This window comes from Brevibacillus dissolubilis (genome assembly GCF_006170445.1).
In the GTDB taxonomy this organism is placed as follows: domain Bacteria; phylum Bacillota; class Bacilli; order Brevibacillales; family Brevibacillaceae; genus Brevibacillus_B; species Brevibacillus_B dissolubilis.
On record NZ_VCNA01000003.1, the window covers coordinates 139299 to 153497 of the forward strand.

Here is a 14199-nt window from a genome sequence, read left to right on the forward strand (position 1 = left end):
CTCTCAAATATTTATATTTATAATATATTATGTTGTTTCATTCTGTTCTTGGGTTTCGTCCATTCCTTCTACTTCATCGTCCTGCTCGGTCTCCATACGCACCACTTCTTCTTCCTGACCGGTCTGGGCGTTTACATAAACCATGTACGTCTGGTTATCAAATGTACCGGTAAATTCGTGGCAGAGAACTTCTTTTCCGTCCATTTTGCCCTCGATCATGGCCATCCGGTGTTCGGTGACTTTCAAGTTCGGGCTGAGCACGGTACGGGCTTTTTGTTCGGTGATTTTGGCTTGCGGGATCTGGCGCACCTTGTTGTTGTAGAGATACTCCACTGCGTGGAAGCCGTTAACCTCCCCAGTATCCAAGGCCACTTTAACCGTAACCGAATCTGGGTAGATGCGTACCCCGTTCTGTTGGTTGACAAAGGTAAATACGCCCAGACCGTCATAGGAATCGCTCTCGGCAGCCACCATGGTATCATAGCCGTGATCCTTCAGCCAACGGTTGGCATTGGCTTCGGCCTGCTCGATGGTGATGCGCTCTTCCTGGATCTCTTTTTCCTTGAGGAACCAGACGACGCGGCCCCCGTTTTTGGTGATGTCCATACTGAGCGGATTGTCTACATTGCCGTCTACGATACGCACACTGTAGGCGGTGTAGTCTGTGCCTTTTCCATCTGAATCTACGTCAATCTTAAGCTTGTTTTTCTGATCCTGTAAGCCTGCGAAGCGAACAGCGATATCCTTTGCCTGTTCTTTGGTGATGCGGGGCCCCTTCAAACCTTGGATGCGCTGCTTACGCTTGTGATCCACACTTTGGACAGTGACGCCCCAGTCAACCTCCGGGAACTCCTGAACACGCTTCTCAATCGTACGGAAGCCGTCAATAATCGTGTTGTCGGTCTTTTTATCATCGGAAGCGATGGCAGACTCTACGTCCATCCAGCGGAGCTGCTTGTCGATTACTTTGGTTTGGACATGATCCAGCTCTTTTTTAATCTCTTTGGAGTGCTTGTAGAGATCATGCAGGGTTTTCTGTTCTTTTGCCGTGAGCGGATGTTTGGACAGGTCACGGATAGCTACCGAATGAGAGAAGTCTGCCACATTGGAGAGAAACTCCTCGGTATTGTTAAATGGCATCAGGGTGAGCGGAAGCTGACCAACATCAGACTGGGCTGTGTATGCGAGACGCCAGACGTTGGCAATGCTTGGAGTGATCTGATTGCGGGTGTTGATTACCATCGTTTTGCCCAGTTCATCGTGCAAGCGGTCGATATGGTAGTTCAAATCGTGGAATGCACGCTGGTATTGGTTCTCTGCCTTGATTAGGATCGAGTTCTTTTCGTTGTGCTCTTGGTAGCCCCACATTCCTGCACCGATTAAGCCGACCACCGCTATCGGCATTACAACGCGTGAGATTGCTCCATAGACCATGCCGAATTCCTCCTTGTGTCGAGTTTTGAGAAAAGCTAAATCAGTTAATTACCGGCAGAAAATATGTTTTCCGATCCGTTTTACCTGCGGTCTGCCCCAGATCCATTTGGACGTGGCTGTTGCCGGGTTGAAGTAATAGGTGCATCCGCCTGTCGGGTCCCATCCGCGCATCGCGTCTCTGACCGCTTTTTTCGCTTTGGGGTTGGGCGTGAGATAGATCTGCCCGTCTGCAACCGCGGTAAAGGCACGCGGTTCAAAAATCACGGCTGCCGGTGACTCCGGGAAATTAGGGCTTTTGCTTCGGTTGATGATGACCGATGCAATCGCAACCTGTCCGATGTAAGGCTCTCCGCGTGCTTCTCCATAGACAGCGTTGGCCATCAATTTGATATCATTTTGGGACAATCGTGAAATGTGGAACGTTTTCTTCTTCTTTTTCTTCTTGGCTTTGGTTCTGGCTTTTCGTTTGGCCGCCATTTCTGTATCCAGTGCCGCATCATACTGGCTGAGACCTGGTTGTGCTGACACGGACGTGGTTGATATGTAATGGACTCCGAGCAAACTGACAACTCCAATTACAACGGCAATAGTCCATTTGAGCAGACGACTGTTAACTGGTCTTGAAGCTTCCACTTGGGCGAACCTCCTTGAGAAACTGGTTGCTTTCTAGAGATAGTGTGAGTGAGCGCCCATGCGATTATGCAAAAAAAGAAAGAACTGATCATTGCCAGTTCTTTCTCATTCTTCCTCGGTAATATGAAATTGGGTGTCATTGTCGCAAAGACATTGCTTAAAGCCGGTATCAACTTGCCCTCCAGGGGCGCGGCGGCCACGCAGTGTGAATTTTTCTCCGCAAATGTTGCATTGAATGGTGATTTTCGCTCGTTGGTTTTTTAGCATGATTGTCGCCTCCTCCCCTTAGTGTGGACGGGTGTCAGCCTTTTTAGAACCATAATCATGTGCTAATTGGACTTTTTTGAGGCCGTGATACCAAAGAAATATCATAAACGGCACGATGACGAGCCACCATTCGTCTTTCATCACGGTAAATGTCAGATTGTACAAGCAATGAAACACAAACGGAATCACAAACGCTGCCACCAGCTTCCACTGCTTGCGGTTTGGCTTGTCGGTGAATTTGCCCAGACCGAAATAATAACCCATCCAGACCCCGAACAGCGCGTGGCTAGACACCGGGAGCAATGCACGCCAGAGCGCGGTCTCTTCCCCATTAAGAATCAGGTAAAAGAAATTCTCCAGCGTAGCAAAACCCAGCGAGATCGCAACCGAATAGACGATCCCGTCATACGGCTCGTCAAACTCTACGTGCTTATACGCCGTGAGGAAAACCACCAGCCATTTGAAGAACTCTTCAATCATGGCTGAGTTGATAATGGCGTGTGAATATTCGTTTGTCAAACCCCACTCGGTTTGAATAATGTATTGAATCACCATGATCGGGAATGCGAGTAAGACACCGAATATAAACTCACGAATCACCATCGAGATTGGTTCGGGTTCTAAGGTGTCTCTTAGGTAAAAATAACTTAAGAGTGCGATTCCCGGTGCAATGGCGGCGCCGATTAACGCTATCATCGCAAATACTTGCTCCTTTACATAGGTTATCATTCATCGTACCATGAATGATAGACGATGAAAAGTAAGCAACCAGGAGAGAAAACGCATATGAAAAAGGTTCTAGTCATTAACACCGGCGGTACGATTGCAATGTCGATGGAAGATGCCTCTGAGTCCGTAAAGCCAATGGATGATTTGGCCGTGCAAAAAATGCTTCCTCACGTCAACCGTTACGCTGAAGTTACTACCATCAATTATTTGAATCTGCCAAGCCCGCACATCACTCCGCCGATTATGAACGACCTGCGCGTTCTGATTGAGGACGAATGTGCCAAGCACCACTATGAAGGCGTCGTGGTTACCCATGGGACCGATACGCTGGAAGAGACTGCCTTTTTCCTTGATCTGACGCTGAATCTCAGTATCCCGGTCGCAGTCACAGGGGCGATGCGCTCCAGCAATGAGCTTGGCGCAGACGGTCCAGTCAATCTGATCTCCGCTGTCCGTACCGTGGTGGAGCCACAGAGCGCTGATAAAGGCGTCGTGGTCGTGTTCAACGACGAAATCCATGCCGCCCGTCACGTCACCAAGACGCATACGAGCAATGTCGCCACCTTCCAATCCCCGTCCTATGGTCCGATTGGCAATGTGAGCAAAAAAGAGGTCAGCTATCATCACTATCCGCTCGACCGCGAGTATTATCCGATCACCCATGCCAATGCCAATGTGCCGCTGATCAAAGCGGTGGCGGGAATGAATCCTGAGTGGCTCGCTTTCTTGCTGGAGCAGCCGATTGATGGTGTGGTGATTGAAGGCTTTGGCCTGGGGAACCTGCCTCCGGCGATTCTGCCTACCCTCAAACAGTTGATCGATAAAGGGATTCCAGTTGTGATGGTGTCCCGTTGCTATAACGGGCAGGTGCAGGATGTCTACGGTTATGAGGGCGGCGGTCATATGCTCAAACAGATGGGGATTATTTTCTCCAATGGTCTGAATGGTCAGAAGGCGCGTCTGAAGCTGATGGTGGCGTTGCAGCAGGCTGGTAAGTCGAGTGAGCTGCAGCAGTTTTTTAATCACTAATCGTTTTCAAAAGCTTTTCTAATCCAATGCTTTGTCTGGGCTGTCGATAAAAAATCGGCAGCTTTTTGTTTTCGGTTGACACACCGGCAGTCCGGAGGAGTGTGAGGAGCATCTGTTCTCCAGTCGCCTTTCCCCCTACGGGGCCGGTCTCCTTATGAACAGATGCTCCTCACACTCTCCCACTCTGGTTCTGCTGACAAAAATAAAAAAGGGCTTTCTTTTTGCTGAGGCGCAAAAACGAAGCCTTGATGAAACGCTTTGGTTTACGTTGTTGTTCTTCTTTTAAAAACGTTTTGGTACCTGATTGAATGCTTTCTTCTTGTGCTCCTCTTCCATCTGTTGTTTTCATCTGTCTGCTGTGATGCTATCCTTACCTTATCTTCTTTTTTATACAATCTTTTACATAAAACAATTGCATGTACAAATACGATTCCTGACGAAGACAGGATCATCATCTGAAAAGGAGCTGCGGCTATGACACAGACATACACACAAAATCTCGAACATCTTTTCCGCTCGCATGCAAACGATGTGAATGCAGGGCCGATGCGTGCATATATGAAGGATCACTTTCCTTTTTTGGGGATCAAGTCGCCGGAGCGGACAGCTTTGTTGCGGGAGTTTGTCCGAGAGCATGGGGTTCCTGAGGGGGACATGCTTTCGGCAGTGGTGCGGGAGCTGTGGGCGTTGCCGGAGCGGGAGTTTCAGTATGCCGCGCTTGAGCTGTTGGAGAAGCGGGTGAAAAAGCTGGATGTGTCGTTTTTGCCGCTTTTGGAGGAGTTGGTCGTCCACAAATCGTGGTGGGATACCGTGGATACGCTGGCGGCGCGGCTGGTGGGTGTCTTTTTGACCAAGCATCCTGAGATGATTCTCCCCTCGGTGGACAAATGGCTGGCATCGGAACATATGTGGCTGCAGCGGACGGCGATTCTGTTTCAGCTCAAATATAAAGAAAAGACGGATCTGCCATTGCTGTACAGATCCATCTTACATGTTGTCGATTCCAAGGAATTTTTCCTGCAAAAAGCGATCGGCTGGGCGCTTCGGGAGTATGCCAAGACAGATGCACAGGCTGTCATTGAGTTTGTCGGGGCACACCCCCTAGCTCCACTAAGCAGACGGGAAGCACTGAAGCATGTCGCTCCTGCCACCTAACTGCCGATCGGAGGATGTCCTGTTCTTGGCCCATGACCTTCGTGTGCGGTACCGAGATGGTAGAACAACCCTGCCATGAACAGGACACCTAGGACGGTATGGGCCATCCGAATCGTTTTGTTCCCTCTTGCCTTCTTATCTAAAAAGACGCCAAGTACAACAAGCACAGCCATGACCCCAAGCGCGATCAGACCGCTGTAGACAGGTGTCATCGAGCGTGGCAGGAAGACGAGAAAATAGACACTGTGAGCAACCGCTGCGGCTGTTACGATCCAGCCAAACAGAATGTGACGGGTGTAGAAGAATGCCCAGATTTTACGGACGAAATCAGTGAATGGCAGCTTGAGCTTTTGACTGCCCCTCCACAGGAGCTTCCAAACCAGCAGGATGACGGCCGCGTAGGTAAAGATTTCAGACGCTTTGGTCAAAATCTTATCCATCGCACGAAAGCCCATCCACCTCGATTCAGGATCAATCAAACCGTACAGTCCACCGGCAGTAAGTAGGATGCTTGCAAGCAGAATGAGTCCAAAAAACACTTTGAGTACAGGCATGCGGATTGCAGTTGTTTTTTTCATTAGGTGGTTCCTCCCTATCCAAAACCATATAAGATAATAGCTTCTTTCTCTTGTTGATAAGGATAGGTGTTAATTCTTAAAAATTACTTTAGGAATTGTGTAAAACTGATGGAATGAGAAAAGCTGACGTCCGGGTCAAACCAGACGTCAGCTTCTATGCGTTTCTATGCGTTTGGCTCAAGCTCTAAGCTTCACGCAGGCAGATGAGATTGTTCTCCTCTGTGATAATTGTAAGCATCAGACGACCGTCTACCAGTCTGCCTGTAGACAGCCTGATCGCTTCGCCATTCCCTGCTGAGGTGTACGGCTGGTAGACCGTCTGGGATTGCCCTGTTTGAAAACCGTCGTTGCCTTCTGGGATGGCAAAGACTCGGCCCTCCCCATCGATTCCGAACAAGACACCCGTCCCATCTGCCAGATTGCCGAAAGCAAGGGCACGGACCGCGGTATCCAGATGAGTTAGAGCTTCCGGCAGTTTCCCCTGTTCCTCTACAGCATAGCCAATCGTATTGAGGTAGTCGCGGGTGAATACTGCCAATGTGCCGTTTTTCAGTGAGCCGGTGACGATCTCCTTGGTATAGCTTGGGATGCACGCCCAGACAGGCTGTTGGTTCGGCTCGATGGCATAATAGAGGTGGTGATCCATCCCGATATGAAGCACGACCTGACGTCCGTCAGACAGGTTACCAGTGGCGATGGAGCGGGCCGCTGCATTGGAAAAAGACTTCCACTGGCTCGGGAGCGCGTTGTCCTGCTCGATCATGAAGTAGATCCGGCCATCCTGCCCCAGCTGATACACCGTCAGCAGATTCTGCTTGTTCCATCCGGTCACATACAGGGGAGAATGGCTGTACAGACCTGTCCAGTATGGCTCAAAGGTGCCATCCCCCTGTTCCGTATTGGTATAAAGGGTCTGGTTCACCCCTTGACGGAACAGTACCAGACGTCCATCGCTGAGGTTGCCGCTCGCAATCACTGGCAGCGTATGTTTTACGCTGGCGCTATGTGTGTAGGCAGGCTGATTATGTCGTGGATGAGATCGAATCAGCGCGTGATACGTCTGCTCAGTGTCCACATAAGCCGTCAGCAGGTCGCCTCTGCTCGTCGTACCGCTGGTGATAGTCATCACCCCTGCATTGAGCTGGACCGGTGGGGTAAAACGCAATCGCTGTGCCGTATACCCGTCCGTATGTAGCGCTAACGTCGCCGTCGTTGTATGCTGTGTGTTACTCATTCCCAACACCCTTTCCTTGTATCAACATCCTTGAGTGGAGGTTGCCGTCACTTGTCCTACAGGAACAATATAAGAGCATGGGTGTGGTTTTATGTCTGATTGCCTGTGAAAAAAGCCGTCGGGTCTGGATGTGACATCCTTCCGACGGCTGTTCTGATGCAGAGAGCTTGCGGTACTGCTCTATTCTGTAAACACACGGGTTAAATCTACTTGCAAATCATCAAAAATACTTACCTGAACCAAGCCATTGCTCGGATAGATTACCGGGGTCTGATAGACTCTGCGCTCGCGGTCTAGGAGGTACACTTCCACGTAGTTGTTGGCAGGGTCGACAATCCAATATTCGCGGACGCCGGATTGTTCGTATAAGAATTTTTTCGTGGTTTTGTCCTTGACGCTGGTAGACGGTGATAATACTTCGACAATCAGATCGGGTGCCCCTTTACAACCTGCATCATCCAACTTTGAGGGGTCGCAGACGATAAGCAGATCGGGTTGGACAACGGTATTGATTTGGTCGTCGTCGGTTTGTTTATCTTCAAATAATCTGACATCAAATGGAGACTGAAAAACTTGACACTTCTTTCCTACCAAATAGTTCCCCATTTGTAACAACATATTTCTAATAATAACCTGATGCCTTCTGCTCGGCGCCGGAGTCATATTATACAGGGTACCCCCGATAATCTCCCAGCGCTGGCTGTCATCCCACTGCTTATAATCGGCATACGTGTATGTCTGGTCTGGGTTGCGATTGGACATTGGATTCACCTGACCACCCCGTTTTTTTCCGTTCAAATGCTTTGATTATAGTATACCACATTCAAGTATCGGTTGACTCGCCACGTAATCTGCGGACAAAAAACAAAAATCCCCTGCTCACACGAACCATCGCGTGTGTGAACAGGAGATTTTGTTTACTGATAAAGCTTACAGCGTTAAGCTGCTGCTATCCTTTTGTTACACCCAACCACGGAAACGGGATGCTTCCGCCATTTTGCGTGCGCCCACCATGTAGGCAGCAAGGCGCATGTCCACTTTGCGGGTCTGGGATGCGGTGTAGACGTTTTCAAACGCTTTTACCATTACTTTTTCCAGCTTCTCTTCTACTTCCTCTTCGGACCAGTAGTAGCCTTGGTTGTTCTGTACCCACTCAAAGTAGGATACGGTTACACCACCGGAAGAAGCGAGAACGTCTGGTACGAGCAGGATACCGCGTTCAGTCAGGATGCGGGTTGCTTCGAGCGTCGTAGGTCCGTTAGCCGCTTCTACGACGATTTGGGCTTTGATATTGTGAGCGTTCGACGCGGTGATTTGGTTCTCGATCGCCGCAGGAACGAGGATGTCGCAATCAAGCTCAAGCAATTCTTTGTTGGAGATCGTGTTGGTAAAGAGTTTGGTTACCGTACCGAAAGAATCGCGACGATCCAGGAGATAGTCAATATCAAGACCCTCTGGATCATGCAAAGCACCGTAAGCATCGGAAATTCCGATTACTTTTGCACCTGCATCGTGCATAAACTTGGCAAGGTAGCTGCCCGCATTACCGAAGCCTTGCACAACTACGCGTGCGCCTTCGATTTGAATGCCACGGCGTTTTGCCGCTTCACGGATACAGATTGTTACCCCTTTTGCAGTCGCTGTTTCACGGCCATGTGAACCGCCGAGTGCGATTGGCTTACCTGTGATGAAGCCAGGGGAGTCAAACTCACGGATACGGCTGTATTCGTCCATCATCCACGCCATGATTTGGGAGTTAGTGAATACGTCTGGAGCCGGAATATCTTTGGTTGGTCCTACGATTTGGCTCACTGCACGTACATAACCGCGGCTAAGACGCTCAAGCTCACGGAAGGACATTTCGCGTGGATCACAGATGATTCCACCTTTACCACCACCGTAAGGCAAGTCTACGATGCCGGATTTCAAGCTCATCCAGATAGAAAGCGCTTTCACTTCGTCTTCCGTTACTTCTGGATGGAAGCGAATTCCGCCTTTGGTAGGCCCTACTGCATCATTGTGCTGAGCACGGTAGCCGGTAAAGACTTTCACTTCTCCATCGTCCATGCGAACTGGGATGCGAACCGTCAGAACACGTAATGGCTCTTTCAACAGTTCGAACATCGCTTCTGGGTAACCAAGCTTTTCTAATGCTTCTTTGATCACCTTTTGAGTCGAGTGGAGCAGGTTCAAGCTTTCTTGTTGCTGTCCGTTAGACTCTTGGGTGTTCCCGGTTACCACTTCGTGATTTCCCATTTTATACCACCTCAGAAAGTTATGTCGGTCAATCCAAACCTTAGTATACACGCTCGTCTCACTCTTGAGAAGCAAAAAATTCCGCCTTTTGTTTATCAAATTGTAACTTGACAGAGTTATTGGTTCCGTTTCGGTTTTTGACCAGGTTCAGGCTGATCTCATCCACCTGTGATTTGTTGGTATCGTCTTTTTGTTTTGCCTCAAAATGGATGATTGTATCCACAGCTACCTCTACAAGCGGATGAATCTCACTCTGGTTGAGATCCTTGATGGAGGCCGAGATAACGATCGGTGTGGAAAACTGTTTGGACCACTGATGCAGCTGGTAGACGTTCATCGCTTGATTGTTGTGGACGATGTTGCCTTGATTGTCCCGTTGGTTGATGCGGAACAGATCGTCGATGATGATGACGGGCGCTTTCCCATTGGCTTGGATGATGCGTTGGATTGTTTCTTCGATATCTTGCAGCGTGACCCCGAGTGTGCCTTCGATGGTCATCATGTGCTTGGCGACTTCGCCGTATGCCTGTGTCGCTTGCGTGATCTTCTCCATCTCCACTTTGCCTGACAGCATGTCGCTTGGCTCGACGTGTAACAGACGCGCCATACTGCGGCACCAGAGCTCGTAGGCGGTCATTTCCCATGAGACATACACGACTGGAACGCCTTTGCCTGCGATCTGGTCAGCCATCTGCCGAAGCAGCATCGATTTACCTGTGGAGATATTTCCCATCAAAAGATACAGACCTGGATGAAGTCCCCCGGTCAGCTTGGCGTCCAGCTCGGGAAATCCGGTGGCAATCCCGCCAAACAAGCCTTTTTGCCGTTTCATATATTCCTCGGTAAACACCGACAGACTTCGTGCGTCCGATAAGACAGGCATTTTTAGGTTTTCCGAAACAGCTTCATTTAATAAGTCGGTCATCAGATCATGCGGATCTTTTCCGCGGACAAACATATCGTTGACGTCCCGCACACCTTCTGGCAGCTGGACGATGAACACATCACTGGCGACCCCTTCTAGCATTTGCGCGATCCGCAGGCTCTCCCGGTGTCCAGGCTCATCATTGGGATAGCAGATGAAGACACGTTTGCCGGTCAGCTGCTGGGCGTGTGTGTCGCGGAACGGGGATGTATCTGGGAGCGAGATCGCCGGCAGCCGTTCCTGCGCGAGCGACATCACATCAAACACATTGCGAACGAGAATGACATCTTCTGTAGAAGCGATGATCGGATGGTTGAAAAACGTATCGTTGCGTCCAAGAAGGCTTCTGTATTTGGGCTCCCGGTTGTCGATTGCGCGTCCGACCAAATCTACGGTTTTGCCGTCAGCATCGATGATCGGAAAAATAATCCGGTTGCTGAAATAGCCGCCCAAGGTTCCTTTTCCGTTGGCATGGAACCCGATTTTGGCTTTTTCATAGCCCAGCCGGAAATCTTCCGCCGTCTGCTTCTTGATCCCCCGTGCATTGAGATAGGCATATGCCTCAAGGATCATCTGCTTAGAATATTGCTCCACCAGTTGATCAAGGTCTTCCCATGAAAAACGTTTTGTAATTTCAGCCATGATCTCACTCCCTCTCCAGAAAGTGTGAGCGATGTCCTTTTCTCCACAACTTGTTCTGTGACATAATATCTCTAGTGATATTAAAAAAGGGTGTGTTCCAATCGATGAAAAAGAATTTGTTATTTGTATTTGCGCATCCGGATGACGAGACATTTACATCCGGGGTGACGATTGCCAAATACGCGCAGGATGATACCTGTACCATCACCCTGCTCTGTGCGACCAGGGGGGAAGCAGGCAAACCGGGCGATCCGCCGATCTGTACCCAGGAAGAGCTGCCACAGGTACGCGAGCAGGAGCTGCGTGAGGCATGTGCGATTCTTGGGATAGACAACCTCGAATTGCTCGATTATAAGGACAAACATCTCGGCGACGTGCCCCAGCCTGAACTGGCCGCCCATATCATCGATGCGATCCGCCGTCATCAGCCGCAAGTGGTGGTCACCTTCGCCCCTCACGGCATTTCCGGGCATCCGGACCATAAGGCGATCTCGGCTGCAACCAGCTTGGCACTCGAACAGCTTGCAGCAGATGAGAACCCGGTGAAAAAGCTGTATCACGCCACCATCCCGTCCATCAAGCCTTTTACTGGGCAGCAAGGCAGCCAGATCTTCACCGATCCGCCGGAGAGCATTACGACAGAGATCGTGGAACCGGATCATGTGGAGACAGCGGCGCTTGCCCTGCTCGCCCACCACACCCAGCACGTCTCTGTGGAACGGGTCTTTCCCGGCATCTCCCACGGAGATTACAGCAATGTTCGAAGCATAAATTACTTTATTCTTGTGTGGCATAATATGCATGGTACTAACGCCAGTTCGGGCGAAAAAGAACGAGATTTTTTTGCAGGGATCGTGTAATCGGGTCGCCTGTACCTGTGCAGGGGCAAAAAACACCCAGCTCACACAAGATGGGCTGGGTGTTTGCTTTTACGGAAAGAGACGGGTGATTTCTTTGACAGCATCATCCGCAAAAACGGTCTTTCCGTATTCTTCCAGTACATATACTGTAATGGGCGTGGCTTCGCCATATTCAGACAGGATCGCAATCAGCTTCTGGTAGCGATCTGTATCCAAATCGACCTCTTCAAGTACAAGGAAGTATTTATTTTGGTAGGAGTAAACGGTTCCTCCATTGGTTAGGTATGAATTGATCCGGTGTGCTGCTTCAATGAGGTGTTCGAAATCACGGAAGGAGTAGAGGATCAAGTCACTCTCCTCAAGGGTCACTTCCATTTCGTAGACATCCTCGTCATCATCCTCGTCCTTCTCCGCAGTGGAACCGGTTTTGCCGCGAGTCACGATCACGACCATTCCCTGTGCTGGCAAGGCAAAAACCTCAACGGCCACGGGGCCTGATATTTCAAATCCCAATTCATGATAGGCCTGTTCCATCATGTCATTGAACAGTTCATGTACCTTAGGAATGTCACGCCACATATCTTCTTTCTCTATACCTCGCTCCGAAAGATCGTCAAACGTTAAAAAAATTCGTATCTTGTCTTGGCCAAGGCGTTCTACGCGCATGACTGTCCCTCCTCGCCATCCAGTCCTACTACAAATTATGAAGGTAAGCCTGTAATAGTTCCGATGCAAATCACTCAAAACATGTAAGCGAACGTACATTTCGTTCGTTATTCTATCATAACATAATTTTGGACAAGAATATAGACCGCCAAGCCTATTTACAACTGGTGGTTCAGCCGACAGCCTTTGTCGGATTCTGCGCTTTCCCAGGAAAGTCTTAGGGGGTCGGCACCAAACCAGTCATGGAATAACCCCCTCCATTGATATACTGTACTATCCTATTTTTGGAGGTGACTGTCGTTTTGCGAAAAGAATGGATTGTGTTATGCAGTAGTGTATGCTTGCTGGGCGGATGTGCGTCACTCGGCGGAACGGAACAGTCTATTCCCACCAAACAAGCGTGGTCTGCCGGAGTGGAGTCGGCCACCACAGGAACAGATGGTACCTCAGGGACGGGAGAGGGCGGACAATCGTCTACGGATCGGACCGGACATTCCGGGGAATCTACCCCCGCGACATCTTCGCAAGCCTCTGAGAATGGATCGGTACCCACATCCGGCGCTCCTGCTCAAGACAGCTCAGACAACGCGATTCCGGCTGCTGCGCCCACTGACCCGAGCAAACCTGCCCCCACTACGCCCGAACCCGTGCCGACTACCGCACAGACACACCGTTATGCCGTCAATCCCAAGAGCTACCAGATCAAAAATCTGGACAACCCCGCTGAAAAAGTCGTGCTGCTCACCTTTGACGACGGCCCTACCGGGGAAGCCACGATGGACATTCTCAACGCCCTAGACCGTCATCAGGCCAAATCCATCTGGTTCGTCAACGGCTTGCAGCTCGCTAAAAAAAGCAAGGACGGCACTTACACAATCCTCCCCGAAAAAGCCGCCCTGCTCAAAGAAATCCAAAAACGAGGCCACATCATCGGCAATCATACCTGGTGGCATGAAAACCTGCGGGAGCTCTCCCCCGAGCGGCAACGCGAAGAGATCGTAAGCACCAACAAAGTGATCGAGGACATTACCGGGCAGACCCCGAAGTATTTCCGCCCTCCCTTTGGTGCGTACACCGATACGTCAAAAGCAGTATGTATAGAACTTGGCATGCTCTCCATGAACTGGTCAGTCGGCTCGATGGACTGGGTTCCCAAAGTATATAAACAGCCAAACGGCGTCACCGGGCAGGTAGTCAGCACCGTACATAACGGTGGAAATATTTTGTTCCATGACCGGACATGGACAGCCAAGGAGCTGGATGCGATCCTGACGAAGCTCAAGCAGGACGGCTATCAGTTTGCCCTGCCGTCAGAGGAGCAATGATTGTGCCTGCGATCAGCCGCCCCCTGCTTCTCTCTGTTTCGCCTGTGCCCAATTCGCACGGGCTTTTCGCACGCGGATGATATCACCTACATACCAGACCAGATTGGTGATCAGGAACAGCCCAGACAGATACGGAAACTTGATCACCTGCACCACGAACAAAAAACAGGCGAATAGTCCCAGAGCCGCATGGATCCCCCACAAGCCCACATGATGTCTGCGTACACGGAACAACCGCCACTGTTTGCGGATCAGCCGAAGCAACAGATACAGGCTGCCCATGCAAAATACGCCAGAGAGCATCAATCCGTACGGCTCAAACAGGATCAGTGTCGTCCAGCCGGCAAGATCATTCATCTGCAGATGAGATGTATCGGGATAGTGGGCTTGCGCCTGCCTGCCTAACCACCAGGCAAAAAGCCCTGTCAGCAAATCACTCCAAAACACCCACACATGCCATGCCTCC

General features: G+C 50.2%; 16 protein-coding genes. 4 read left to right on the forward strand and 12 right to left on the reverse strand.

Annotated elements, in window-relative coordinates; genetic code table 11:
* Positions 1-27: 27 nt before the first annotated feature.
* The 4 genes from ypeB to prsW form a co-directional block, all read right to left on the reverse strand.
* Positions 28-1434: a germination protein YpeB gene (gene ypeB / locus FGI41_RS06715; RefSeq protein WP_139489195.1), complete on the reverse strand. Its 1407-nt coding sequence runs from the start codon at positions 1432-1434 to the stop codon at positions 28-30.
* A gap of 48 nt (positions 1435-1482) precedes the next feature.
* A complete protein-coding gene (locus tag FGI41_RS06720; RefSeq protein ID WP_368656647.1) occupies positions 1483-1995 on the reverse strand; it encodes a cell wall hydrolase in 513 nt (170 codons plus the stop codon).
* Between the two features lie 177 nt (positions 1996-2172).
* Positions 2173-2334, reverse strand: coding sequence for a hypothetical protein (locus tag FGI41_RS24800; protein ID WP_176560161.1), 162 nt, complete (start codon positions 2332-2334; stop codon positions 2173-2175).
* An 18-nt stretch (positions 2335-2352) separates the two neighbouring features.
* Positions 2353-3030 (reverse strand): glutamic-type intramembrane protease PrsW, encoded by a 678-nt coding sequence (gene prsW, locus FGI41_RS06725; RefSeq protein ID WP_139489196.1) that lies wholly within the window; start codon positions 3028-3030, stop codon positions 2353-2355.
* A gap of 90 nt (positions 3031-3120) precedes the next feature.
* Here prsW and FGI41_RS06730 point away from each other — a divergent pair, with 90 nt between their 5' ends.
* A complete protein-coding gene (locus FGI41_RS06730; protein ID WP_139489197.1) occupies positions 3121-4092 on the forward strand; it encodes an asparaginase in 972 nt (323 codons plus the stop codon).
* 169 nt (positions 4093-4261) lie between these two features.
* Here the strand turns inward: FGI41_RS06730 and FGI41_RS06735 are convergent, their stop codons facing one another.
* Entirely contained in the window at positions 4262-4441 is a 180-nt protein-coding gene (locus tag FGI41_RS06735) for a DEAD/DEAH box helicase family protein (protein ID WP_139489198.1), read from the reverse strand.
* Positions 4442-4566: 125 nt separating this feature from the next.
* On the opposite strand from FGI41_RS06735, the gene FGI41_RS06740 reads away from it, so the two are divergent.
* Positions 4567-5247, forward strand: coding sequence for a DNA alkylation repair protein (locus tag FGI41_RS06740; protein ID WP_139489199.1), 681 nt, complete (start codon positions 4567-4569; stop codon positions 5245-5247).
* Here FGI41_RS06740 and FGI41_RS06745 read toward each other — a convergent pair.
* The 5 genes from FGI41_RS06745 to FGI41_RS06765 all read right to left on the reverse strand — a co-directional run bounded on the left by FGI41_RS06745 (position 5244) and on the right by FGI41_RS06765 (position 10882).
* Positions 5244-5825: a hypothetical protein gene (locus FGI41_RS06745; protein WP_139489200.1), complete on the reverse strand. Its 582-nt coding sequence runs from the start codon at positions 5823-5825 to the stop codon at positions 5244-5246. The two genes, FGI41_RS06740 and FGI41_RS06745, sit on opposite strands and share 4 nt — an antisense overlap.
* Positions 5826-6009: 184 nt before the next feature.
* Positions 6010-7059 (reverse strand): PLL family lectin, encoded by a 1050-nt coding sequence (locus tag FGI41_RS06750; protein WP_139489201.1) that lies wholly within the window; start codon positions 7057-7059, stop codon positions 6010-6012.
* Between the two features lie 180 nt (positions 7060-7239).
* Positions 7240-7821, reverse strand: a complete 582-nt coding sequence (locus tag FGI41_RS06755; protein WP_139489202.1) for a Uma2 family endonuclease — start codon at positions 7819-7821, stop codon at positions 7240-7242.
* Positions 7822-8019: 198 nt separating this feature from the next.
* Positions 8020-9315 (reverse strand): Glu/Leu/Phe/Val family dehydrogenase, encoded by a 1296-nt coding sequence (locus FGI41_RS06760; protein ID WP_139489203.1) that lies wholly within the window; start codon positions 9313-9315, stop codon positions 8020-8022.
* 58 nt (positions 9316-9373) lie between these two features.
* On the reverse strand, positions 9374-10882 hold the full coding sequence (locus FGI41_RS06765; protein ID WP_176560162.1) for a DnaB-like helicase C-terminal domain-containing protein: 1509 nt from the start codon (positions 10880-10882) through the stop codon (positions 9374-9376).
* 104 nt (positions 10883-10986) lie between these two features.
* Here FGI41_RS06765 and FGI41_RS06770 point away from each other — a divergent pair, with 104 nt between their 5' ends.
* A complete protein-coding gene (locus tag FGI41_RS06770) occupies positions 10987-11742 on the forward strand; it encodes a PIG-L deacetylase family protein (RefSeq protein WP_139489205.1) in 756 nt (251 codons plus the stop codon).
* A 69-nt stretch (positions 11743-11811) separates the two neighbouring features.
* Here FGI41_RS06770 and FGI41_RS06775 read toward each other — a convergent pair whose 3' ends face one another.
* Positions 11812-12408: a genetic competence negative regulator gene (locus FGI41_RS06775; RefSeq protein ID WP_139489206.1), complete on the reverse strand. Its 597-nt coding sequence runs from the start codon at positions 12406-12408 to the stop codon at positions 11812-11814.
* A 302-nt stretch (positions 12409-12710) separates the two neighbouring features.
* Between FGI41_RS06775 and FGI41_RS06780 the strand changes: the two genes are divergently transcribed.
* Entirely contained in the window at positions 12711-13733 is a 1023-nt protein-coding gene (locus FGI41_RS06780; protein ID WP_176560163.1) for a polysaccharide deacetylase family protein, read from the forward strand.
* Positions 13734-13745: 12 nt separating this feature from the next.
* On the opposite strand, the gene FGI41_RS06785 is transcribed toward FGI41_RS06780, so the two are convergent.
* Complete coding sequence (locus FGI41_RS06785; protein WP_139489208.1) at positions 13746-14186, reverse strand: hypothetical protein; 441 nt, start codon at positions 14184-14186, stop codon at positions 13746-13748.
* Between the last annotated feature and the right edge of the window lie 13 nt (positions 14187-14199).